At 49.8% G+C, this 22,961-nt stretch carries 29 protein-coding genes; 18 read left to right on the top strand and 11 right to left on the bottom strand.

The window, feature by feature from the left end; all coding sequences use genetic code 11:
- The first annotated feature begins 222 nt into the window (after positions 1-222).
- Positions 223-780, top strand: a complete 558-nt coding sequence (locus H6F94_RS01495) for a GNAT family N-acetyltransferase (RefSeq protein ID WP_190800452.1) — start codon at positions 223-225, stop codon at positions 778-780.
- Positions 781-898: 118 nt separating this feature from the next.
- Here the strand turns inward: H6F94_RS01495 and H6F94_RS01490 are convergent, their stop codons facing one another.
- Positions 899-1,480, bottom strand: coding sequence for a TetR/AcrR family transcriptional regulator (locus H6F94_RS01490; protein WP_190800451.1), 582 nt, complete (start codon positions 1,478-1,480; stop codon positions 899-901).
- 56 nt (positions 1,481-1,536) lie between these two features.
- Here H6F94_RS01490 and H6F94_RS01485 point away from each other — a divergent pair, with 56 nt between their 5' ends.
- The gene (locus tag H6F94_RS01485) at positions 1,537-1,953 is read left to right on the top strand and encodes a nuclear transport factor 2 family protein (RefSeq protein ID WP_190800450.1); all 417 of its coding nucleotides are present in this window, start codon (positions 1,537-1,539) and stop codon (positions 1,951-1,953) included.
- 137 nt (positions 1,954-2,090) lie between these two features.
- Here H6F94_RS01485 and H6F94_RS01480 read toward each other — a convergent pair whose 3' ends face one another.
- Positions 2,091-2,330 (bottom strand): SDR family oxidoreductase, encoded by a 240-nt coding sequence (locus H6F94_RS01480; RefSeq protein ID WP_277877961.1) that lies wholly within the window; start codon positions 2,328-2,330, stop codon positions 2,091-2,093.
- A gap of 54 nt (positions 2,331-2,384) precedes the next feature.
- On the opposite strand from H6F94_RS01480, the gene H6F94_RS01475 reads away from it, so the two are divergent.
- Entirely contained in the window at positions 2,385-2,762 is a 378-nt protein-coding gene (locus H6F94_RS01475; RefSeq protein ID WP_190800448.1) for a LysR substrate-binding domain-containing protein, read from the top strand.
- A gap of 144 nt (positions 2,763-2,906) precedes the next feature.
- Here H6F94_RS01475 and H6F94_RS01470 read toward each other — a convergent pair whose 3' ends face one another.
- Positions 2,907-3,809 (bottom strand): EamA family transporter, encoded by a 903-nt coding sequence (locus H6F94_RS01470; protein WP_190800447.1) that lies wholly within the window; start codon positions 3,807-3,809, stop codon positions 2,907-2,909.
- Positions 3,810-3,907: 98 nt separating this feature from the next.
- Here H6F94_RS01470 and H6F94_RS01465 point away from each other — a divergent pair, with 98 nt between their 5' ends.
- From H6F94_RS01465 to H6F94_RS01440, 6 genes are all read left to right on the top strand, one after another.
- A complete protein-coding gene (locus tag H6F94_RS01465) occupies positions 3,908-4,399 on the top strand; it encodes a MarR family winged helix-turn-helix transcriptional regulator (RefSeq protein WP_190800446.1) in 492 nt (163 codons plus the stop codon).
- A 518-nt stretch (positions 4,400-4,917) separates the two neighbouring features.
- The gene (gene blaOXA / locus H6F94_RS01460; RefSeq protein ID WP_190800445.1) at positions 4,918-5,871 is read left to right on the top strand and encodes a class D beta-lactamase; all 954 of its coding nucleotides are present in this window, start codon (positions 4,918-4,920) and stop codon (positions 5,869-5,871) included.
- Between the two features lie 286 nt (positions 5,872-6,157).
- A complete protein-coding gene (locus tag H6F94_RS33390; RefSeq protein WP_190800592.1) occupies positions 6,158-6,406 on the top strand; it encodes an SDR family NAD(P)-dependent oxidoreductase in 249 nt (82 codons plus the stop codon).
- A gap of 182 nt (positions 6,407-6,588) precedes the next feature.
- Entirely contained in the window at positions 6,589-7,173 is a 585-nt protein-coding gene (locus tag H6F94_RS01450; RefSeq protein WP_190800444.1) for a hypothetical protein, read from the top strand.
- A gap of 12 nt (positions 7,174-7,185) precedes the next feature.
- Entirely contained in the window at positions 7,186-7,617 is a 432-nt protein-coding gene (locus tag H6F94_RS01445) for a hypothetical protein (RefSeq protein ID WP_190800443.1), read from the top strand.
- 11 nt (positions 7,618-7,628) lie between these two features.
- Positions 7,629-8,102, top strand: coding sequence for an HNH endonuclease (locus H6F94_RS01440; RefSeq protein WP_190800442.1), 474 nt, complete (start codon positions 7,629-7,631; stop codon positions 8,100-8,102).
- A gap of 219 nt (positions 8,103-8,321) precedes the next feature.
- Here H6F94_RS01440 and H6F94_RS01435 read toward each other — a convergent pair whose 3' ends face one another.
- Positions 8,322-9,011 carry a type 1 glutamine amidotransferase domain-containing protein gene (locus H6F94_RS01435; RefSeq protein ID WP_190800441.1) on the bottom strand — a complete coding sequence of 230 codons (690 nt, stop codon included), beginning with the start codon at positions 9,009-9,011 and terminating at the stop codon, positions 8,322-8,324.
- Between the two features lie 324 nt (positions 9,012-9,335).
- On the opposite strand from H6F94_RS01435, the gene H6F94_RS01430 reads away from it, so the two are divergent.
- Positions 9,336-9,767: a DMT family transporter gene (locus H6F94_RS01430; RefSeq protein ID WP_190800440.1), complete on the top strand. Its 432-nt coding sequence runs from the start codon at positions 9,336-9,338 to the stop codon at positions 9,765-9,767.
- 86 nt (positions 9,768-9,853) lie between these two features.
- Positions 9,854-10,237 carry a VOC family protein gene (locus H6F94_RS01425; protein ID WP_190800439.1) on the top strand — a complete coding sequence of 128 codons (384 nt, stop codon included), beginning with the start codon at positions 9,854-9,856 and terminating at the stop codon, positions 10,235-10,237.
- Positions 10,238-10,415: 178 nt separating this feature from the next.
- On the opposite strand, the gene H6F94_RS01420 is transcribed toward H6F94_RS01425, so the two are convergent.
- Positions 10,416-10,934 (bottom strand): phage tail protein, encoded by a 519-nt coding sequence (locus H6F94_RS01420; protein WP_190800438.1) that lies wholly within the window; start codon positions 10,932-10,934, stop codon positions 10,416-10,418.
- A gap of 263 nt (positions 10,935-11,197) precedes the next feature.
- Between H6F94_RS01420 and H6F94_RS31490 the strand changes: the two genes are divergently transcribed.
- On the top strand, positions 11,198-11,506 hold the full coding sequence (locus H6F94_RS31490; RefSeq protein ID WP_199320108.1) for a 3-keto-alpha-glucoside-1,2-lyase-like domain-containing protein: 309 nt from the start codon (positions 11,198-11,200) through the stop codon (positions 11,504-11,506).
- Positions 11,443-11,868, top strand: a complete 426-nt coding sequence (locus H6F94_RS31485) for a 3-keto-disaccharide hydrolase (protein WP_199320107.1) — start codon at positions 11,443-11,445, stop codon at positions 11,866-11,868. The genes H6F94_RS31490 and H6F94_RS31485 overlap by 64 nt, the downstream gene beginning before the upstream one ends.
- 77 nt (positions 11,869-11,945) lie before the next feature.
- Here the strand turns inward: H6F94_RS31485 and H6F94_RS01410 are convergent, their stop codons facing one another.
- Positions 11,946-12,566, bottom strand: a complete 621-nt coding sequence (locus H6F94_RS01410) for a class I SAM-dependent methyltransferase (protein WP_190800437.1) — start codon at positions 12,564-12,566, stop codon at positions 11,946-11,948.
- Between the two features lie 161 nt (positions 12,567-12,727).
- Here H6F94_RS01410 and H6F94_RS01405 point away from each other — a divergent pair, with 161 nt between their 5' ends.
- Entirely contained in the window at positions 12,728-13,714 is a 987-nt protein-coding gene (locus H6F94_RS01405) for a glycosyltransferase family 4 protein (protein WP_313949193.1), read from the top strand.
- A gap of 174 nt (positions 13,715-13,888) precedes the next feature.
- Positions 13,889-14,782, top strand: a complete 894-nt coding sequence (locus tag H6F94_RS01400; RefSeq protein WP_190800436.1) for a S66 peptidase family protein — start codon at positions 13,889-13,891, stop codon at positions 14,780-14,782.
- Between the two features lie 70 nt (positions 14,783-14,852).
- Here the strand turns inward: H6F94_RS01400 and H6F94_RS32775 are convergent, their stop codons facing one another.
- Entirely contained in the window at positions 14,853-16,265 is a 1,413-nt protein-coding gene (locus H6F94_RS32775; RefSeq protein ID WP_190800435.1) for a peptidoglycan-binding domain-containing protein, read from the bottom strand.
- A gap of 460 nt (positions 16,266-16,725) precedes the next feature.
- Between H6F94_RS32775 and H6F94_RS01390 the strand changes: the two genes are divergently transcribed.
- Positions 16,726-17,079: a 4a-hydroxytetrahydrobiopterin dehydratase gene (locus H6F94_RS01390; RefSeq protein WP_242040923.1), complete on the top strand. Its 354-nt coding sequence runs from the start codon at positions 16,726-16,728 to the stop codon at positions 17,077-17,079.
- Between the two features lie 42 nt (positions 17,080-17,121).
- Here the strand turns inward: H6F94_RS01390 and H6F94_RS01385 are convergent, their stop codons facing one another.
- Both H6F94_RS01385 and H6F94_RS01380 read right to left on the bottom strand, forming a co-directional pair.
- Entirely contained in the window at positions 17,122-17,823 is a 702-nt protein-coding gene (locus tag H6F94_RS01385; RefSeq protein ID WP_190800434.1) for a HEAT repeat domain-containing protein, read from the bottom strand.
- A 73-nt stretch (positions 17,824-17,896) separates the two neighbouring features.
- Entirely contained in the window at positions 17,897-19,279 is a 1,383-nt protein-coding gene (locus tag H6F94_RS01380) for a cytochrome c biogenesis protein (RefSeq protein WP_190800433.1), read from the bottom strand.
- A 54-nt stretch (positions 19,280-19,333) separates the two neighbouring features.
- Here H6F94_RS01380 and H6F94_RS01375 point away from each other — a divergent pair, with 54 nt between their 5' ends.
- A complete protein-coding gene (locus H6F94_RS01375) occupies positions 19,334-19,510 on the top strand; it encodes a DUF8622 domain-containing protein (protein WP_190800432.1) in 177 nt (58 codons plus the stop codon).
- A 154-nt stretch (positions 19,511-19,664) separates the two neighbouring features.
- On the opposite strand, the gene dnaK is transcribed toward H6F94_RS01375, so the two are convergent.
- Positions 19,665-21,578, bottom strand: coding sequence for a molecular chaperone DnaK (gene dnaK, locus H6F94_RS01370; protein ID WP_190800431.1), 1,914 nt, complete (start codon positions 21,576-21,578; stop codon positions 19,665-19,667).
- A 232-nt stretch (positions 21,579-21,810) separates the two neighbouring features.
- Positions 21,811-22,266: an Hsp20/alpha crystallin family protein gene (locus H6F94_RS01365; RefSeq protein ID WP_190800430.1), complete on the bottom strand. Its 456-nt coding sequence runs from the start codon at positions 22,264-22,266 to the stop codon at positions 21,811-21,813.
- Between the two features lie 301 nt (positions 22,267-22,567).
- On the opposite strand from H6F94_RS01365, the gene H6F94_RS01360 reads away from it, so the two are divergent.
- The gene (locus H6F94_RS01360; protein ID WP_190800429.1) at positions 22,568-22,948 is read left to right on the top strand and encodes a single-stranded DNA-binding protein; all 381 of its coding nucleotides are present in this window, start codon (positions 22,568-22,570) and stop codon (positions 22,946-22,948) included.
- Positions 22,949-22,961 lie beyond the last annotated feature (13 nt).

Genomic DNA, 22,961 nt, shown 5'->3' with positions numbered 1-22,961 from the left:
GACGTGAAGTGGCAAACCAGTGATTTCTGATAGTCTCTTGCTTAGAGTTGATTTACCACCTCCAGCATTGCCAAACACCGCTACTTTCTTCATCGCCGCTCTACTTTTAGGGCAATCAAGTAGCTTAGCAACATCGCCTTCAAAACGTTGGTGGGTTAGATGATAGAGCAGTTGAGTGAAATGAATCGGCTAAATCGGAAAGAATAATATTTGCAAGCCATCATGAAAGCCCTTGAATCAGGCTACAAAATCCGCTCCGCTCGTGTTGAAGAATTAACTCTGCTATCTTACATCGAACAGTCAGCTGCTGGTCTGTTTCTTGATACTCCCTATTCATTTTTGGTTGACGCTGCACCACTGCCACTAGACTTTGTGCAGCAACGATTCTATGTCGGGCAGGTATGGGTTGCAGTTGACCAATATGATGCGGTCGTCGGGTATGCTATCACTTGCAAGGTTGATGACACACTCTACCTCCAACAAATAGATGTTGATCCTGAACATGGGCAGAGGGGGCTTGGATCTGCCTTGGTTAATACGGTTTGTGCTTGGGCAAAACTTCAGGGCTATCGTGTAGTATCGTTGTCAACCTTTCGAGATATCCCCTGGAACGCTCCTTTCTACTCAAAGCTGGGATTTCGCATTCTGGACGAATCTGAACTGACAATTGGTTTTCAAGAGATTAGATTGAAAGAGTTGGAAGCTGGATTACCAATATCTAAGCGGGTTGTCATGCATTGTGAGTTAAAGCCAATTAACCATCCCACTACACCGGAATGAACACAAGCTATCTTTGTGATGAAGAGTTATTTGCGCCCGGTAAGTGCGAACTTAGACAGCTTTAATCAAGCTATCAGAGCATGACTGAAATGTTACTGATGAGACGTAAATGTGTGGATCATTTATCTCGTCTAGTAAGGATAGCGTGCTCAATTCTTACCTCTGCTAGGCGTTCAGCCTGGTTAGGTCTTATTCCCACCGTGAATTCGCCAACTAGTGAGTAGTAAGCCATTTGAGCACGAACTGTCGCCTCTAATGGTGTAAAGCCAACTTCCAAAAATAAATTTCGTGTGTAATCTAGACGGCTCTGATCAACTTGAACCATAACCTCAGCAACTTTTGTGCTTTTTGTAGCCCAAGCCCGAATCGCATTTTCTAAGCGACCATCAATTTGAATCGCTAGTTCAAATAAGTGAAGCAATTTGGTAGTTGCATCTCCACCCATTGCCTCAACCTTCTCAATCAAACTATTGGTTTCACATCCAACCCATTCCTGCAAAATCGCTTCTAGCAAATCATCTCGATTCTTGAAATGCCAGTAAAAACTACCCTTTGTCACCTTGATTAGCTTGGCAAGTGGTTCTACCTTGACAGCTTCAATTCCACTCTCCGCAAGAACCGTCAATCCAGCATTAATCCAGTCCTGTCGCTCAAGCTTTGTGCTCTCTTGGCGCTTTATCATACGGTAGCGTATTGACATTGATCTACTTAGGTACTAATCTATATCAATACGCTACCGTATGGGGAGATGAGTACGTGAGCAACAAGAACACAGAACTGCTTCTGCAATGGGCAAGTTTATGGTCTTCTGGAAATGTAGAATCGTTTCTAGGACTTTTCGCAGAGGACTGCTACTACGAAGATGTGGCGTTTAGTATGGTGAGCAAAGGCAAAGAGCAACTGAGAAACTTCTTTGCCTCTACACGCACTGCACTGCCTGACTTAAAAATGAATGTACAGTCCTGTTTTGCATCAGAAAAAAATGGAGCAGTGGAATGGATCATGCAAGGGACTCACAGAGAAGCCTTTCATGATGTACCCGCTACCAATCAAATGATCGAGGTGCGCGGTGTTACATTTATTGACTTAGAAAATGGAAAAATCAAAACCAACAAGGATTACTACAACCTTGTTACTGTATTGAAGCAAATCGGAATGTTTCTAGAGCCATAGTGATGGGGTGGTTGACACTATCTGACAAATTTATGAAGCGGACGTTGAAAGACTTTGGCAACTTACCAAAGCCTTTCAATCGCCATTTATCTTGGTCTTCATTTGAGGGCTTTCGATAACGGCACGCGTGCAGTCCGCTATGCCAAGTACAAACCTCCGTTGACATTGATTGTCTGGCCTGTGATGTAACCGTTGCATGCTAACATCACAGCGACTTCTGCCACTTCTTCGGGTGTTCCGAAACGCCCAATCGGAATGGTGATCGGAATGCCGCTTAGAGCCGCGATTATATCCGTATCTATTAACGCAGGGGGAATTGCATTTGCTGTGATTCCCTCAGATATCAAATGCTGAGCATAATAGTGCATCAGCCCCAGCTGCCCAGCCGAATCGGCGTATTATCTGTGCGGCTCCTAAGTACGTTGAACGATATGGCATTCCAAAAACCCCCTGATGATTTGGTGCAGCACAACTGTCTGATATTAAATGCACAAAGGACAACACTCAATCAATGGCGCTTGAAACATAAATTAGAAATACGAGAAATCAGCGTGCGGGGAAATCTTGAGATCAACAGTGGAGCCGCGTTATATCAATCTGTGTTAACAGGATTGGGAATTGGTCGAATTGCAGCTGCTTTAGCAGAGGATGACCTCAAGACAGGGCGATTAATACGGCTGCTAACTGATTATGAAGATGATAATGATGGAGGAATTTATGCCATCTTCCCACGGCATCGCTACCTATTGCCCAAGGTGAGAGTATTTATAGATTTTCTTGGAAATGAGCAGCAAAACCGGCACGATTAGAAAATGCTACGCGGGCAGCAACCTAAAAGCTGCCTTTTGATTTCAAAATTAACTTGCGTGACATTCTCGACGACGTAGTGTTTTAGACTTAACGGTGGAGCAATGCCTCAGAGTAGTCCCTTCATGAGCGTGCAAAACTGCAAGTCATTTTTTGAACCGTGCTTTGAAAGTATTAGATGAGCGTTGGCGTAATCGACCACGTCCTTGTCCGATCAAAACACTCATCAGCACAATCGCAATCCCAATGAGTTGAATTGGCGTAAATGTTTGGTGTAGTAAGACGAATCCAATGAGTGTTGCGACAACAGGGCTCATTAACCCCAAACATGCAACAGCCGATGCTTTGAGTTTATCGATTCCCCGGAACCAAAGTGCATAAGCAACTCCAGTCCCGACTAAGCCCAAATAAACAAAGCCCAACAGATTGGTTGTTGAGAGATGAGTGATTGGTCCTTCAATCACTAGAGCAATTGGCAGCAAAACGATTCCGCCAACTGCTAACTGCCACGCTGTAAAGACAAGTAGAGAAACTGGGCGTTTCCACCGTTTGACTAGTACCGTTCCTAGACCCATTGTTGCGGCTCCAGCGATCGCGGCAACAATGCCAACACTATCAAGGCGCGCAGTAGGGCCGAGAACCAGTAACCCGACACCTACAAAGCCAGCAATTGCTGCCACAATAGACAGCTTAGACGGGTTCTCTTTCAATATTGTCCAGGAAAACAATACGACTAATAAAGGCTGGATCGCGCCTGCTGTTGCAGCAACGCCACCTGGAAGGCGATAAGCAGCTATAAATAATAGCGCCTGAAAGATTCCGATATTGAGGCTGCCCAAGATCAAAATACGCCACCACCAAATACCTTTAGGCAGTTGTCTCAACCATGCTGTCAGTAGAATACCAATCGGCAGGGAACGTAAGGAAGCCACCAATAGTGGATGGTTGGGCGGCAGGAGCTCAGTTGCCACAACATAAGTCGTTCCCCAAGTCATCGGTGCTAGAGCAGTCAGCAGAATATTAGACAGGCGAACAGTAGCTGTCTTCATGATTTATCTTGATCTCAAGATACTTGATGTCAAGATTCTAGCATTTATCTTGATGGTAAGATAGTTGGCGTCAAGACTTCTAGGTGGGTAGCATTTCGATGAATGCCGATCCAGTTGATGCGATTTTGGCTCAATGGCAGAGAGAGCGCCCTGACTTGGATGTATCGCCAATGGGCATTATTGGCAGGATGGGGCGACTGGCCAAATACTTAGACCGAGCGATTCAAGAGACATTTTCAGACTTTGGCTTGAATGCTGGAGAATTTGATGTGCTGGCTACACTGCGCCGCTCTGGTCAGCCGTACCAACTTTCGCCGACCGAGCTATTCAACACCTTGATGGTTTCGTCTGGTACGATGACGCATCGTATTGACCGCTTAGAACAAGCGGACCTTGTGGAGCGCATTCCTGTTTCAAGCGATCGTCGAGGGATGCTGGTTCAATTGACCGATAAAGGTTTCAACCTGATTGAAAAAGCAGTTGAGGCTCATGTTGTTAATGAGCATCGTCTCCTTAGCGTCCTAGAGGAAGCGGAACGTAAAGCTCTAACCCAATTGCTGCGCAAGTTTTTAATTTCGTTTGAGAAGTAGTAATCGAGTGTAATTCAAGCCTGAATGAAGTTGTTGTAATAACTGTGAAAGCACAGCATGCCGTAGCATCTGATCTGTTGCCCAGAAAAAGTTTCTGCGCAGTAGGTGTAATGTCTTGACTGAGTTGTGTCTCGTCCTCGTGCCAAAAGGCTGACCTGGGTGCTGGTTTGGATAGCTAGAAAGATCCAACGTGCGCTTAGTACTAGCTATAGAAGCAACGTACTACCCCTGTAGCTATGAAAATTTTGTCTGTTTGCTCAATTTAGAACAATAGATAGAAACCCTCTGCCTATTCACCTATTTTGGGGGTGATCTGTAGCAATACCTGTGACAACATTCGACTGTTCATCATTAATCTTAAGCAGTCTAGCAGCCGCGCATCAAATTAGTGCGTCGGGTGCATAATCCGCTACGCTTGCTGTACGTTGTTAAGTTCAACGGTCAGACGACTTGCTGTCTTTTAGGACAACAGGTTCAGCAATTTCTTTGCGTTCAAATTTGGGTGAGACGTCTGTATCATGAATTCTAGAATCAGAAATTGGGTGAGAGTAGTTCAATCCCGCTCACGATTTCTTTCCCTATCGAAGCCTGCGGGTCGAATCCTTCATTTGTCTATTGCTGCTTTTCTAACCTTGGCTTGTATAGCTGCCGTCTTGTTTCAGTCTATACAGGTAGCTTCAACGCTCCCAGCTCTAAAGGTTCAACCTTCTAGTACGGAAGTCGCTCAATCAAACGCTAATCGAGAAATCGATTTTTCAAGGCACTTTCGAGACTTGAACGTAGAAGGCTCTATCCTAATCCAGGATTTGAAGAATAATCGGACTTATCAACATAACCCCAATCGAAATTCAACCGCTTTTTTACCTTCATCAACATTCAAGATTCTCAATTCTCTAATCTCGTTGGAGACTGGAGTCATTTCAGATGAAGCTGCCGTTTTAACCTGGGATGGAATTCAAAGAAAGGTTCCTGCCTGGAACCGAGACTTGAATATGAGAGAGGCAATCAAGCTTTCCGCCATTTGGTTTTATCAAGTGCTAGCTCGTCGAGTGGGCTACGAGCAAATGCAAAAATGGGTAGCTCAATTAGGCTACGGCAATCGAAGAATTGGTGGTAAGGATGACATTGACAAATTCTGGTTAGAGGGAGAACTTCGCATCACACCTCAAGAGCAAATTCAGTTTCTTCGCCGTCTCTACAATAACGATTTACCCTTCTCTGAGAGATCTTTCTCCCTTGTCAAAGACATTATGATTATGGAGAAAACTCCAGACTACACAATCCGAGGTAAGACAGGTTGGGTAGGGTTTGCGGATGATGTAATGCCGAAAATTGGATGGTACGTCGGCTATTTGGAGAAAGGCGAAAATACTTACTTTTTTGCCACTAATATTGACATTCGCAGTGAGAAAGATCCAGCCGCTCGTCTAGAATTGACACGTCGCTGCTTTAAGGATCTTGCAGTGCTGTGAGTGCTTTGTTTTCTGAGTAATACAGTATAACGACCCCGCTACACTGGCACAGCTGAAGCTACCGTTAGGATTCAAACCCGTCTGTGCTCAGTGAGCGGAATATCAGGCTACCCTCGATTCGAAGTACCATTCGCTCTTGAGTCGGTGAAACTATTTTGTCTTTTAAGTTGCAGTTACAGCGAATCTGATTGGACTGAACAACTTGCTTAGGCTGGAATCGGCTCTCAATAGTATCTATTAAATGCCGCATCAGAAGGTGTAGAGGCGTGGCGATTGCATTATGTGAATCATAATCTCTAGTGTCAATGATTTGGTCTCTAAACCTTTCTTGGCGGTGTATTCTGCCTCGAAAGGAGCCGTTGTTATACTAACCAAAGAAGTTGCGCTAGACGATGCGAAGCAAAAAGTTTGGTACAAGGTGCTTTGTATAGGTTTTGCTGCCTGGAGATTACTGCCTCTGAAGCAACTGAATGATCTCAGTAGATTTAGGACAGGTGGAGTCAACCCACACCGCAATATCACTAAGATTGAATGAAGAATAAATGAAAATCGTGCTGAGCCACGTAAAAACTGGGAACAATACACACACAGGGACCTGACCTCTGTATAGCATGAATATGCAAGTTTCTTTCGCTACGGTAGATTGGCTTGGTATAGCAATTGGGATCTTATGATCTATCCCCATGTAGTTGAAATGCTAATTTCTGGAGGTAACTAATGGCGTCAAAAGATGAGCTCCAAAGTATACTGAAAGAAAAATACGGTATCAATAAGAATATCAGCCAGGAACTGAGTAAGGAGGAATGTCAGAAGATACTTCACCTTCTCAGTAGAGAGCCCAGTGCAATCAAACTTGTCGAATCTTTTGCTCAAAAGAATTCTAGCCTGGGGAACAAGAACTCCTACTACTCAAGGATGCGTAACCAGGCAGAAAGTAAACTGAAATCCCTGAAAACAGAGTATCGCGGTTTAGAAGAGTCTATTAAAACTCTAGAGAAAAACAAAGAACCGCTTGGAGCTAGAAAAAAGCAATTAGAGCAGGAAAGAGAAAAGCTGGAAGCTGATATTCAAAAATTATCTGCTGAGAATAGAGATTTAGGGGTTGAAGTCAAAACTCTAAGTTCTCGGAACAATGAGTTGACAGAAGCAAATGATCAACTCAAAAAGGATAACAAAGCCTTAAAGAACTTGGTTGACGAAATTAGACTCAAGCTAGCGATGAGCACAAAGAAGCTTTTGCAATATGAAGACAGTGAAATTCGAAAGGCGCTCATTAAAATGTTTGGTTCAACGCTAGGTTAAGGACTTAAACTAATGGCAAGCCAAAAAAGAAAGTTTAACGCAATGAGCTACCACGAGGTTCAGCGTGCTAACTCTAGGAAGCGAGCTAAACTTCGCAAAGAAGACCAGCAATGGCTGAGGGACAATAGCTATAGAAATGTTGGTTGGGACAATGTTGTCAATTTGTTTCAGAAAATCCAGGAATTTTTAGATAAATACGAATTAGAGGAGCTGACCCTTGGGGAACTATTTTTAGAAGCTGATCGCATCGGCAACAAATATATTACCAATCGAGAGATACAAGAGTTTAATCAAAGGCTATCTGAAGAAGTCAACGAGATTGCAGAAGAGGTCGATCGGCAGTTTCCTGACATTGAAGTTGAAACCATTGATTTCAGCACTAAAGCTGACCAAAAAGCTCGAAAAAAACGCAATCAAAAGTCCTATGGAACTGTTAGATCCTAGGGAGAGAGGCTATGAATCTTGAGGGGAAGGAACTTGGGGAACTATTTAGGCTCGCGGACGAAATTGGTGGTAAGCGATATCACAGATTAACTCCTCAAGATTTTGAAGACTACAGGAGATTCGATTACTGGCGCTATGTGAGCGGTGACTTTGAGTGTGGAACAACCCAGGAGAGTAAGGATTGGGTAAAAGACCACTCCGACTGGGATTGCCCAATTTGTGAGAAAAGCTACTCTAAAACTGGCGGTAAGACTATCGATCACAAACTACCCAGGGCACAGTATCCTTGGTTGTCACTGAACTTCGAAAATTTGTGGGTGATTTGCAGGGCCTGTAACCAAAGAAAAGGGGATATGCATTGGTATGAGTATGAGCATTATATGTTCACTCGATATCCCGTACTCTATCTTGCTGTGAAATCTGCACGTCCTAGTAAACTACTTCGATCCCTAAACGATCAAACAAACCCTGAGACCATCCGTTAAAAGAATCAGAATATCTTTTCTCGCTTCAGGTGCCAGTTCTAAGGCTGAGAGAACTCCCTCCGCAGCTACACAACTGTAAAACTTGCCACTCCAATAGAAGCGTACCTTGGCGTCGGTCAAAGTGTTTGCGTAGCGATAGGGATTGATTAATTTACCATTGAGCCTTGTACTTAAGAATCGAGGCGAGTAGCTAGCCAGCTACTCGCCTCGACGCCTTTTTCATGAGGAAGCGATACTTAGCTGTTGCAAGACTGCCTTTGCTCCTGCTTCAGATGACGCCGGATTCTGGCCTGTAATCAAATTGCCGTCGCTAACGACATAGGGCTGCCAGTTCTCTGCCTTTGAATATTTGCCGCCGCTCTTTTTCAGCTCGTCCTCAAGGAGAAATGGCACAACATCAGTCAAACCAACAGCTGCTTCTTCCGTGTTCGAAAAGCCAGTTACAGACTTACCTTCAATTAGGGGAGATCCCTCATGAGTTTTGGTATTGCGCAACACACTAGGAGCATGGCAAACGGCAGCTACAGGCTTGCCCGCAACATACATGGCTTCGATTAAAGCTATGGAATCTTTATCCTCAGACAGGTCCCACAAAGGCCCGTGACCACCGGGATAAAATATAGCATCGTAATCCTCACCCGACACACTTGATAGCTTAAGGGTGTTACCTAGGGCTGTTTGTGCCTCTGTATCTTGCTTGAAACGAATAGTTGCCTCGGTTTGGGAATCGGGTTCGTCACTTTTAGGATCAAGGGGCGGCTGTCCACCTTGGGGAGAAGCCAGTGTAATCTCGGCACCTGCATCTTTAAATACATAATAAGGAGCCGCAAACTCCTCCAACCAAAATCCCGTTTTTTTGCCAGTATCACCGAGTCTGTCATGCGATGTTAACACCATCAGTATTTTCATGGTCATCTCCCTTGTCTATTCCACTATGTGGTTGCCTTGCGGCTCTTTGATGATAGCGTCTACTTGATAGAGGCGTGGAGTGGGCCATTGCTAAAGCCTGGATAGCCGAGCTTCTGTGAGCCAGCCTCTCTAGATAAAATCAGCTGATCAGAGCTGAGTACGAAGCCCTTACCAACCATGGTCGAGGCTTAAAAAAGCCTACTTGATGCTGGTTGGTATCGAGGTATGGTAATTGTGTACGTCAAGCGCAATAATCAGCCCAGATACGAAGCCTAACATTCTGTGATTTTCAAGACCTATTTTAAGACCTAGAGAAGTAACCCAATGGACATTCTTCCAGTAATTCTAGCGATTCTGGGAGGAGTCGTGGTCACATTACAGAGCCAGTTCATGAGTGTGATGGATCAAAAACTGGGCACTCTCGAAAGTGTCTTCATCACTTACTCGGGTGGTGGCGTAGTTGCGGCTTTAGTCATGCTTGGGACAAATTGGGGAAATTTGCGAGCCTGGCAGAATGTCCCCTGGTATGCTTTCAGCTCTGGGCTATTGGGACTATTCATCGTTGCTACCATCGGGTACATAGCACCTCGATTAGGATTGGCAACAGGGTTTACTTTAATGGTAGCCTCACAGTTTATATTAGCTGCCTTGATCGATCAATTCGGTCTACTAGGTGCAATTCCGCATCCTCTAGAAACCACAAAATTGCTAGGCTTGGGAATATTGTTAATAGGGGTGTGGTTGATTGTGCGCTAAAGTTGAATCGTGAGTATCCAAAGGTAGACTAGGCCTTAACTTAGAGGTAACTAAGCGATAAATACAAGTATTGAAGGAGATGCATCATGCATAAGAGTCGACTCGCCGGTTTGATCATTGACTGCCAAACTGAAAACCTCGATCAAGCTGTGGAGTTTTGGAGCCAGGCATTAGGCTACGCCATTAAGCCTTCAACAGCGCCAGAAGACCAAAACTATGTGCCTTTCGCAACCAAACCAGAGGACTTACACATCGAAGTTCAGAAGGTAGAGCATCCCAGCAGAGTTCATATTGACATCGAAACAGATGACATCGAAGCAGAAGTTCGGCGGCTAGAACAGCTGGGAGCAAAACGTCTTCGGCAGGTGCAAACTTGGTGGGTGATGGAAGCTCCTACTGGCCATCGATTCTGTGTCGTTCGCCCTCAGCGAGCGAACTTTGCTGAGGAAGCAAATCAATGGCAAGGGTAGAGTGACTGCTTCAGAAGCAATCGCCTTAGTGCAGGCGGGACCTAGGTGATGCTCTGGGATCTCGCCTGCACTAAGGCGCCACCGTGAAGCCTACTCTACCTTTCTCTGGCAATGGACCTTTCTGTGGAAATGGCCGAAGCTCCCACACCCGTTTACAGCTTGTTTTGGTGCCGTCATTCTAGGGTTGCGGTGGAAAGAAACCTTCTAAGGCAATGATGTAATGCAAAGCGAGGTACGGTTGCCGGTTTTCGTGAGGTTGGCTGTGACCGGTGTTGGCAATTGTGGCTGAATGCATGGTCGCATCTGGATTGCCTGTGCTGTAGATTTTGCGTCGTTCCGCTTCAGCAAGAATGTGCCCAACTGGCTCCAGTTGATTGGCCTTCTTGCTATTGACAGACACATCATGGCTATGAGTTGGCAACTCGGCAACCGTCAACATGACTTGCTCTTGTCCGCCCGCTTGCCCTAGCTCATAGGGGCTAAGACCTGACCCAGTGCCTGCATGGATTGGCACGCGACCTCGGAGGTCTGGCAGAGCAAAAGTGGTTTTTCCGTTGCCTCCATAGGTCGTGCCCAAAATAGAAAATAGAGCAGTGCTTTGAGCAAGGGGCAGGAGTTGCCCATCGCAGAAGGCCCAACCTCTAGGGGCAAAGTTGCCTGCAAATAATCGAATTTCACCAATGAACGGCTCAGACATGGCGAACCCTCTTTTTTGTTTTCTTTAGCGTATTGAGACTGCACTCAAAGTCACATTATCACTGAAGCAAAAGACATGGGAAAAGACAATTACCATTTATCATCTCATTGCTCCCACAATCGAGACTAAAACTAATTTATTTCCTGACTTTCCTCTGGTTGAACCCTTAATACTCACCATTAAGATGATTAGGGCCAAGAGATATTCACTATTATTTAGACTCTCTGTAAACCCTGCTGTTATGGTTAGTGCTAGGCGAACTGATGCAAGACCTTGGCCTTTTTCCCCCGCCTCACAACGAACCCCCCATCGTTACACCGGGCAAAACTGACAGTAGTCCACCCACTGACGCTATTGTGCTATTTAATGGTCGGGATTTGTTCCAGTGGCGTAGTGTCAACGGCGGTGAAGCGAAATGGCAGGTTAAAGATGGCTACTTAGAAGTTGTACCCAATACGGGAGACATCGCCACTCAGAAAGAGTTTGGCGACTGTCAGTTGCATATTGAATGGGCTCTCCCGCTGAAGTTAAGGGAGAAGGTCAAGGGCGTGGCAACAGTGGTGTTTTCTTGATGGAACGCTACGAAGTGCAAGTGCTCGATTCGTATGACAACAAGACCTACTATCACGGTCAAGCGGGGGCAATTTATAAACAGCCTGCTCCTCTGGTCAATGCCAGCCGCAAACCGGGCGGATGGCAGAGCTACGACATCATCTTCAAGGCTCCAAAGTTCGATGAACAAGGCAAAGTAACCGAACGAGCCCGGATCACCGTGCTACACAATCGTGTGTTAATTCAGAACCATGTGGAAATATACGGCAACACCTGGCACGGACCAGCACTCTACCTTGCGCATAAGGCCAGAGCCCCTTTTAAATTACAGGAGCACGCTGATCTAGTCAGGTATCGCAATATCTGGATCAGACCCTTGTAATTTAGGTGTAATCATAACTAGGCATAATTTTTCTGCAATTTGGGCTGCTGCTCAACCAAGTGATACTACCCTGATAATTAACCAGGCTTTACTGCGATACCTTTGTATAAATAGCCAATAAATTTAGGCAAGTCTTCAGCATAAAAACGCTCTAGTTTGAGCAATTTGAATCCCTGACTTTCGACTAATTGTTGCATGTTGCGGTTGAGATGACAGCCATCAGCGACGATTTTTTGGACAGGGGTCAAACGATTTTGCCAGACCTGAACCTTAGGGTCATCGCTCAAACCATGTTCCACAAAAAAGAATTTGCCGCCCGGTTTGAGCACTCGATAAATCTGTTGTAGGGCTCGGTCAAGGTCAGCAATACTGCAGAGGGTCCAGGTGCTCACTACACTATCAAAGCTGGCATCCGGCATCGGTAGCTCTTCACCTTTCAGAACCTGACGATGGACCTGGATATTAGAATGGGAAATCCGTTTTTGGGCGAGTGCAGACATGCCTGCATTGGGGTCAATGACCGTAATTTCCTGAACGTCAGGTGGGTAGTAGGGCAGATTTAAGCCGGTGCCAAAACCGATTTCTAAAACATCACCCCGCACCTCGGCCAAAACTTCTTGGCGGTACCGAGCCAACCCAGACCCAGACATGGACCAGTCCATCAAGCGGGGAAAAATAACCTGCGAATAAAATCCCACTCAACCCTTGCTCCAGCGCGATTCCCCTAGCGATAGGATAGACGCGATGTGCCTGTAAAGTCTGTCCTCTGAAGCTGCTATTCGTTTCCACCTCGGTCGGCCCCTTCGGCTCTGGTATTGGTGGAGGTGTTGAATTAACGATCCAAAACGTTGCCCAGGAGTTGCTGCAACGCGGTCACTTGCTGCACCTGATTGCGCCCGAAGGTTCGCAGTCGGAGCAGATTCCATTGCTGCCAGTCCCTGGCAAGTCACAGGTTTTTGCCCAGAACCAGACGCGGGAAACCCCGATTCTGATGCCTGAGAACTCGGTGCTGGCCAACATGTGGGAGTTGGTGCGCCAGGTCCAATCGGAGTATGACTTAATCGTCAACTTCGCCTACGATTGGCTGCCCTTTTACCTGACGCCCTTTCTCGACAAACCGATGGCCCATCTGGTCAGTATGGGGTCGCTGAGCGATGCCCTCGACCAGATCATTGAGCGAGTGGCCAAAGGCTACCCCGGCAGTATTGGTGTTTACACGCGCACCCAGGCCGAGACCTTCGCCTTTGCCGACCTCTGTCGCCCCTTAAGTAGTGGCTTAGATCTCAGCCTGTACGACTTCAATCCCGTACCGGAATCGCGCCTGTGCTGGATCGGCAGGATCGCACCTGAGAAGGGCCTGGAAGACGCCGCCGCCGCTGCTCAAGCGACTGGGATAACGCTCGATATCCTCGGCAAGCTACAGGACGAGGCTTACTGGCAGCAGATCCAGCAGGAATTTGCTGGAGCCCCATTGCACTACGTGGGATTCTTGCCGACCCTGGAATTGCAGCAAGTCGTGCGCCGCGCTCGGGCATTGGTGATGACACCGAAATGGATCGAAGCGTTTGGCAACGTCGCCATTGAAGCCCTTGCCTGTGGGGTACCTGTGATCGCCTACCGACGAGGTGGACCCGCTGAGATTGTCGATCCAGGTCGTACAGGTTGGCTCGTTGAACCCGATAGCGTTGAGGGACTGGTGCAGGCGATTGGTCAAATCGACCAGCTCGAACGCCAGGCTTGTCGAACTCAGGCCGAACAGGAATACTCGCTCTCGGCGCTGGGTGATCGGTTTGAGCAGTGGTTTGCAGCGGTGCTGGCCGCGCGAGAAAAAACTCAAGGGTCATAGACTCAGGCCCCAAAAAGGCTAGTGACTCAGGCCAAGTAACTCAGGCCAAGGGATTTAGGCCAAAAAACTAAAGCCAGAAAAGCAGTAAAGGTTGCCGCCCAACCGCAGTTAGACTTCCTCTGAAGGTACCCATAGATCTATACGCTGGCTCAGGTCTGCAACTGGACAATCACCATGAACCTGCTCAAGTTTCCGCCTGCCCTAGTCCCTGGCAATCGCCTGATAGCGGTTTTGCCCAGTGGTGCTTTATCAGAATTGGAGGCCTTCGAAGCTGGGGTTGCCGTTTGGCTCTCGCGGGGTTACGAGGTGGTGCTACCCCCAGACCTGCGCGTTCGCCGTGGTTATCTCGCTGGAGCTGATCTGGTACGCCGCTCTCAGCTAGAGCAAGCCCTGAGCGATCCCGCCTGCCATGCCATCCTATGTGTTCGTGGTGGCTATGGCGGGGCTCGCCTGCTAGAAGATTGGCACTGGCCTGAAGCAGAACCCCGCTGGCTGGTAGGGTTTTCTGACATCACTGCCCTGCTCTGGGCGCAAGCCGTGAGAGGACGGGCTGGTCTACATGGTCCCTTACTCACCACACTCGGCCGCGAACCCCACTGGTCTATAGATCGCTTGTTCGACGCGGTCGAGGGACGCGCCTTAGCTCCGCTCAATGGGCAAGGCTGGGGGAATGGCCGAGCACAGGGTCTACTGCTGCCAGCCAATCTCACAGTGGCAACGCATCTACTGGGCACAGCCCTCTGTCCCGACCTGACTGGCACGATTTTGGCTTTTGAAGATGTGGGGGAACAGCCCTACCGCTTGGACCGTATGTTGACCCAGTGGCGTATGTGTGGAGCCTTTGCGGGCGTGCGCGGCATCGCCCTGGGTCGGTTTAGCCAATGCGAACCCTTGCACCCGGAGCGCAGCTTGAGTGTGGTCGAAGTATTACAGGATCGCCTAGGCGATCTGGGTTTGCCGATTGTTTCAGAACTGCCCTTCGGGCATGATGGCGTCAACGCCGCCCTACCCGTTGGTTGCCCTGTGGTGTTGGATGGCGATGCAGGGGTTCTGGCCTTTGAGCCGTGAACCTCCTACTTGCTTGCTACTTGCTTATTTACTCTCTAGGCTGGATGTGTCAGATTACGCTGATCGCAGGCTAGTAATAGCGTGATTGCAGCAAGCCAATCGTATTGGGGCCAGCGACGCCATCAGCAGACAGGTCATTGGCATTCTGAAAGGCGATCACAGCACTGCGAGTGCCCTGACCGTATACTCCATCAACCGCACCTCTGTAGTAGCCTCGGTCCCGCAGCAGCTCTTGCAATGTACTCACTGGCAAATCTGCACTGGAGTTGCTGTTGTAGCTGATGTAAGTGGGTCCTGGCAGAGAGAGTGGCGGTGGATAGTAGGCTACCGCTTGCCCCTGTAAGGCGGCGAGGGTTGCTGGACCGGCTACACCATCCGGAGTTAGCCCATAGAAATACTGCGCATTCCGGACGGCATTCGCTGTATCGGGGCCATAGACTCCATCAATTGAGCCCAGGTAGAAGCCTCGGTTCTGGAGCAAACGCTGCAGTTGAGCGACATCAGTGCTGGCGGCACTGGCGGCCTGCTCGGTCGTCACACGAGCCTGCGCTGTGTCTGAGCGCAAGGCTGAGAGTGTCACTGATCCGGCCACACCATCAGGAGTCAGCCCATAAAAGCGTTGCGCAGACAGAATCGCATCTTGAGTTGCAGGTCCACAGATGCCATCGATAGCGCCCGCGTAGAAGCCCCGGTTGGCCAGGAGCTGTTGAGTTGCCGCTGGGCCGCTGAGACAGGCTCCAGAACTTACAGACTGTGGCGTATCTCGGGGTGAGGTTTGACCGCGTAGAGCAGATAGGGTGGCGGGTCCAGCAACACCATCTACGCTTAGCCCGTAGAAGGTCTGGGCGCGCCTAACCGCGGCTTCTGTACTGGGACCATAGACACCGTCAACGGTACCCGGACTAAAGCCTCGGTCGCTCAACAGGCGTTGCAACTCGACAACACTGCCTGATGTGGCACCAGTGGAAGCAGAGGAAGCAGTAGAGGCCGGAATACTTACGGCTGGAACATTGCCACCGCCGGTATCGGGGACAGCCACACCCAATAGCGCCTGGCTGGTGCGTGAGCCCACAACACCATCCGGTGAGATGCCATTGCGCTGTTGGAACCGAATAACCGCTTGCTGCGTGGCTGGCCCAAATACACCGTCAGCCGGAATGCCCAAAGCTCGTTGAATCTGAGCCACGTAGGATCCTGAATCGCCTAAGCTAACGGCTTGTGCCGAGCCTGCTGATAGGGCTGCCGCCGTCACCAAAAGGGTGAGAGCACCTGTCGTGGCTAGATGTGAGAACTGTTGGCGACTGACTCGACCCGCTGCTTCTAAGGATCTCTTGACCTCAATTTCTGTCCAGGAGCCGGACTCGCTTCTCAACTGGTCTGCCGGAGCTAACGGATCTGAGTAAAGTCCCTCAGTTAAGTCATTGCCCTCTGGACAGGACCGATCATAGGCCTGCAATGCTCGAACAAATCCCAAAGTTTCCATGGGTCACCCGAAGTTCTGCTAGTCCGAACCGTCAACACTCACTCTGCGCTGAATGCCTGAAGCTGGCGGACCAGCCCTCGACATTCCCTATCTGCATCTGCTATCAGCGCAATTCTAGAGCATTCTAGAGAAAACTACCTAGTAACTACGTCAACAAACCAAAAAACGACAATCTTAGGAGATTTGTCGATCTGGGATAGTTGCTGGCAGTTGACAGTTACTTGATAGTGAGCTGAGGCTTGGAGGTTTTGAGCTTGCTGTCTTTGCGCTTGCCACTAGAGTTAAGGCCCAGAAATAGTTCAGAGCCAAGGAGCACCTATTCTAAAGAGCAAGCCAGTGAAATCCTTTTAAGCTTTCTGCAAACGCGAGCAAGATGAACCTTAAAGCTTTTGCCCAGTCCCAATATTGGGTTTACAGGCTCATGCTTGTCTTAGTTTTAGGTGTTCTAGTGCTTACAGCTATGGGTGCTACCGTAGGCAGCACTGCCCAGCCTGTCCCTTTCAGTCGTCAGAAATACGCTATGAGTGCTCCTGTGCGCCTCTCCCAACCGGAAGTCAATGCTGCTCTGCAAAACCTTTCAGGCTGGAGCCTGGAAGCCGGTAAGCTGCACCGTCAGTTTCAATTTGGCTCTTTCATCGAAGCCTTTGGCTTCATGTCCAGTGTGGCTTTAGTGGCTGAGTCAATGGGCCATCATCCTGAATGGTTCAACGTCTATAACCGCGTCACCATTGACCTCACCACTCATGATGCTGGCGGGATTACTAACTTGGATGTTGAACTGGCGCATAAAGCAAACGCACTGGCTCGCCAATAGGCACAGCCAATGCGTTCGCCTCATCTTCGGATTAAGATACAGTTAAATTTCTGAGCCAACCGGACTGCTAGCCAGCAGTGCTTCGCTCAATCGTTCCAGAGAAAGGCGAGCTGCTTCTGCGACTTGAGAATGGCTATCTTTGCTGAGATAGGTCAGGGCCGAACGGCTCTTAGCAGTGGGCAAATTGCCCAAGGCTTCGGCTAGGCGTTGGCGGGTCAGCCAGTCCTCAGATTGAGCAAAGCGCAGAATGTGATCGACCGCATCCAAATCGCGAATTTCCCCTAGGGCAGCAATCGCTGCTTGATGCAAGACGACCTCTTCGCTGTCGAGTGCGCTGACCAACGCATCATGAGCTCTAGGATCGCCCAAATTACCCAATGAGACAGCTGCACTGAAGCGCACCAGCCAGTTGGTGTCCTCATAGAAGGCACGCAACAAAGGCTCAAAGGCTCGGATGTCACCCAGATACCCCAAGGCTCCAGCCGCATCGGCTCGGATGCCGTAGTCTGGCTCGTTCTCTATAAGTTTGACCAGAATCGGAAAGCTTTGGTCAGTTTGCTTCACACCCAGAGCGAAGACTGCCATTGACCGGATCTGAAGGTTTTGATCGTCAAGGACCTTCAGAATCAGTGGCACTGCATCTGTAGGGGGCACATCCCGAAGCGCTGCCAGAGCTAGCATTCTGTCTCGGGTATTTTCGCTTTCAAGCTGCTGAGCCAGCGCTATCAGGTTGGGGGAAGCCATGTTTATAAAACTTTACAGTCTATGCTTCCCCCAGTATAGCAACCTCTCGAACCTATCTTTGGAAGGGCGCACTTTATTGCAAGATCGGCATCTGAGCTGCTGGTGCGGTCCTCACCACTGTCTGTGGTTGTTCGACCTGGCTCAGCAAAGCGACTAATTCTCGTTCAAAGGCAACCTGGGCACGGTTCGTGCGCCCACCCACATACAGTCGTTCGCCTTCCTGCAACGCCCATACTTGCGAATGGGAGACGTAGCTCATCATCACCCCCAGCATCAGCAAGCCAAAGCCTGCATAGACGGTCGGGATGCCCGGATCGGCCTTGATCTGTAATCCGGTTGCGCCCACCACATCCCGAACGGTAATCCGCACAGGCTTGTCTATGCCAGCAATGGCAAGCTCAGTGGGCATGCCTACTCGGGTCGTGGTTAGCAGTTGCCCATCGGGCCCGTAAACAATCAAGGTGCCTTGCAAGTCTGGGGTCAGGAGGGTGATGCCCTGGTTTAGCTCAAAGTTGATTGGCATCCAGGTGCCCCAGAGGCGGCTACCGTTAGCCGCTTGAATCGGCACCATCGGCAGTTGGAACAAAGGACTGTTATTAACTTGGGCCCGAATGCCCGCCACGCTCCAGTCAGCCTGGTAGAGTGTGACGCCGTGGTAGCGCAGAGGCTCGTTAACGTGGATAGTTTTGCGCATCACCTCTTGGCCGTTCAGGTCGAGCACCGACAGGTCAGAGTAAAACTGATCGATGCTGCCCTTAGGGGTGTAGTCAATCCAGAAGCGGTTGACATGCACTGACCAATCTTTGGGAAACTGGGGACTCGCCCAGGGGCCTGCCTCAGTAATGTTTGTGATCTTGAAGGTGGCTCCGCTCGGTACCATCTGCTGGGCTTGAAAGCCAGTGAACGCTCCCCATAAAGCCCCCACAAGGATCAGCAACATGCTGGCGTGGACGACAATCGGACCGATGCGGCCGATCATGCCCTTACGGGCGTAGAGCTTGCCGTCCTCAGAAAAGATTTGGTAGCGGGCTGAGGCCAAGCGAGTTTGAAGATCGCCGAGACGGGCCCCAGGCAGTTCTGTACTAAGGGCAAGCTTGCGGAAGGACTGGGGCTTGGTGTAGTAGCTCCAACGCTTCGCCGCTTTGAGCATGGGAAATTGACGGGTGAAGGTACAGCTCACCAAGCTGGAGCTGAACAGAATCAGCAGAGTCAGAAACCACCAGGTTCGATAGACATGGTCGAGACCGAGAGTCAGCAGTAGTTTCCAGGTGAGAAAGCCAAACAGGGCTGGGTTCTCAGGATAGTTAGTCTGGTAAAACTCAAGGGTCTGTCCCTGCTCGATCACTGTGCCGAGAACGCTGAATAGGGCAATTGTGAGCAATAACGCAATTGCCAATTTGAGGTTTGCCAGCAGGGGCAACACCTCGTGCTTAAAAAACCGCCTCAATTCCGTCATGCCGACCCACGTGCAGTGCTCTCTCTATTATTCGGTACTGGTTCCGTAATCTGAATGAAGACCAAGCCCTGCGCAATCTGCCAGCAGGCTTCGCCCCTGCTCTATCGAATTCAACACGATGACACTGGCATCTGGAAGCTGGTTTGCCCAGCTTGCTGGCCCAGTTTGAGCCAGAGCAACCGCTTCTATCGCTATGGTGGCACCTGGAAAAGACGTGCTAAGCGACGTTGAGAGGCCTGTGCGAGGCTTACACAGTCTATGCTCCAGAATGCTTGGACCTTTAATTGCTTTAACTTCTTCGCTAGAACCTCAAAAAAGCCCCCTAGCTATTAGCTAGGGGGCTTCAACGTATCAGAGCCGAAAGCTCCTAAGACTGATCTAAAACTTACTTGGTTTCAGAGAACTCAGCGTCGATGACATCATCACCGCCAGCAGACTTCTCAGGGCCACCAGCACCATCAGGGGTGGGGCCACCAGCACCGTCAGCATCGGGAGTTGCGCCCTGCTGATACAGGTTGCTATTAACCGTGTACAGGGTTTGCTGCAACTCGCCGGTCAAGGTCTTGATGCGCTCGTGATCTTCTTGACTAATCGCTTCGCGCAGATCCTTAATCATGCCTTCCAGCTTGGTCTTATCGGCAGCAGGAACCTTGTCGCCCATCTCGTTGAGCTGCTTCTCGGCTTGGTAAGCCAGAGAGTCGGCTTGGTTCTTGGCCTCGATCTGATCGCGACGCTCCTTGTCGGTAGCAGCGTTGCGCTCAGCATCCTTGACCATGCGCTCAATGTCGTCCTTAGACAGCGTTGAAGCACCGATACCGGTCACGGACTGCTCCTTGCCTGTTCCCTTGTCCTTGGCTTTCACCGAAAGGATGCCGTTAGCGTCGATGTCGAAGGTAACTTCGATTTGAGGGACACCACGGGGAGCCGGGGGAATACCATCCAGACGGAAGGTTGCCAGTTCACGGTTGTCATTGGCCATCTCACGCTCACCCTGGAGCACGCGGATCTCCACGTTGCTCTGACCGTCTACCGCAGTCGAGAACACCTCGGACTTCTTGGTAGGAATGGTGGTGTTGCGGGTGATCAGCTTGGTCATCACACCACCCAGGGTTTCAACACCCAAAGATAGCGGTGTTACGTCCAGCAGCAGGATGTCTTTGACTTCACCAGATAGCACACCGGCTTGGATTGCCGCACCAACCGCGACCACTTCATCCGGGTTCACGCCTTGGTTGGGGTCTCTGCCCAGAACGCGCTTAACCAGTTCTTGAACCGCAGGAATACGGGTCGAACCGCCCACCAGCACGACTTCGTCGATCTTCGACTTGTCGAGCTTGGCATCGCGTAGCGCTTGCTCAACTGGCACGCGGCTACGGTCAATTAGGTCAGAGCACAGGTCTTCGAACTTGGCCCGAGTTAGGGTTGTGTCGAGGTGCTTAGGACCGTCTTGAGTGGCGGTAATGAACGGCAAGTTGATCTCGGTCTGGGTAACGCTAGACAGCTCGATCTTGGCTTTCTCTGCTGCTTCAGTCAGGCGTTGCAGAGCTTGCTTGTCCTTGCGCAGGTCGATGCCTTCGGTCTTCTGGAACTCACCGGCCAGGTAGTCTACGATCTTCTTGTCGAAGTCGTCACCACCCAAGTGAGTGTCACCGCTGGTTGCCAGCACCTCGAAGACACCATCGCCCACTTCCAGGATAGAGACGTCAAAGGTACCGCCGCCCAAGTCAAAGACCAGGATGGTTTGGTTGCTCTTGTTCTCTAAGCCGTAGGCCAGCGAAGCGGCGGTAGGCTCGTTAATGATGCGCAGGATTTCAATGCCCGCGATCTTACCAGCGTCTTTGGTAGCCTGACGCTGAGAGTCGTTGAAGTAAGCAGGGACGGTAACTACCGCTTGAGTAACCTGCTCACCCAGGTACTTACTGGCATCATCAACCAGCTTACGTAACACTTGTGCCGCAATTTCTTCTGGTGCAAACTGCTTGCTAACTGCAGGGGCATCGACCTTAACGTTGCCGCTGACATTGAGTACTTTATAAGCAACTTGCTTAGCTTCTTCGGTAATTTCGTCGTAGCGACGGCCGATAAAGCGCTTGACTGAATAGAACGTGTTGTCCGTGTTCATCACGGCTTGGCGCTTGGCGATTTGCCCGACCAGCCGATCTCCATTTTTCGCGAAGGCAACCACAGACGGTGTGGTCCGGAAGCCTTCCGCGTTTGCAATGACAGTGGGTTTACCACCCTCCATCACAGCCACCACTGAGTTTGTGGTGCCTAAGTCGATTCCAACTACTTTTGCCATAGGTCCTTCCGGCTCCCGATACGTCTGTCTGGTCACTCGACCAGGGCGAGATTTTTAGCAAAAACACTTGAGTAACCACACTACCGGCGACGCGACTGAAATTAGGGCTGGTTTACCCATCTCACTGAGTGAGGGTTTCCGTACTTGAATATCGCCGGTGGAAGAGGCTGTAAGGGGCTGTAGGCCTTGAATTTGTACTTGTGACTACAGCCCCTCATGGTCTTAATTTGAGTTAGCTTTGAGCGCTATCTAAGGTAACTTTCACAACCTTGCGCCGCTCATCTTCAGCTTTAGGTAGGGTCAAGGTGAGAATGCCATCCTTGAATTCGGCTTTCACCTGGTCGTTCTGCACTTGAGCAGGCAGAGGTACGACGCGGCGGAAGCTACCGTAGCGGAATTCAGTGCGGAACAGGCCTTTTTCTTCAGTACGCTGCTCCTGGTGATGCTCACCGGCAATCGAGACTGCATCGCGAGAAACCTGAACATCAAGGTTCTTGGCTTCTACACCAGGCACTTCGGCGCGCAGCACAACCGCATCTTCAGTCTCTCTAAGCTCAACTGCAGGAGCCCAGGTAGAACGCTCGGAGCGCTCGGTGCCAGTCAGGCTGGTGACATCATCAAACAGGCGATCCATCTGACGGCGCAGCGTGTCAATTTCGCGGAATGGTTCCCAACGAACAAGGGCCATAGTAACTCTCCTACTTACGTTGCTCATTAGAAGCTTTGCAGGTGAGCTAGAAGCAGTTGCCTTGGCTTCGTTGCTCACGTCTCTACTGTAGGAACGTAGCCAAGATTAAACAGTGAGGGGAACCGTATCAAAAACAGTAGAGCTTGCCGGACTTTTGATCCTGAAGGGAGTCGGAAGGGACATTACGTTAAGAGTAAGGGGCAGCAGAATTAGTTAAGCGAAGTGAGGCGGCAGAATCTCTAGCGCAGCTCTCAGGCTTCAGCTAAGGTATAGGGACAGTCAGCAGTAGTAAATTTGTTCTATGAGCCTGAACACCGTGAACCTGGTGGGCCGAGCTGGTCGGGATCCAGAGGTCCGCTACTTCGAGTCTGGAAGTGTTGTCTGCAACTTCACGCTAGCCGTCAATCGACGCACCAGCCGCGATGACCAGCCCGACTGGTTTGATCTAGAAATTTGGGGCAAGACCGCTGAGACCGCTGCCAACTATGTACGCAAGGGCAGCTTGATCGGCGTAAGTGGCTCGCTTAAGTTCGATTATTGGAAGGACAAAGCCACTGGCGCTGACCGTTCCAAGCCTGTGATTCGGGTGGACCGGCTAGAATTGCTGGGCTCCAAGCGCGACAACGAAGGCGCAGCAGTTTCCAGTGGCGGCGGTGGCGGTGGCTACGACGACGAGTTCTAGAGTCAGTAGGCCC

The organism is Leptolyngbya sp. FACHB-261, from assembly GCF_014696065.1.
Lineage (GTDB): Bacteria > Cyanobacteriota > Cyanobacteriia > FACHB-261 > FACHB-261 > FACHB-261.
The sequence above is the reverse complement of the archived record's forward strand: the minus strand, read 5'-3'. Positions and strand labels throughout refer to the sequence as shown.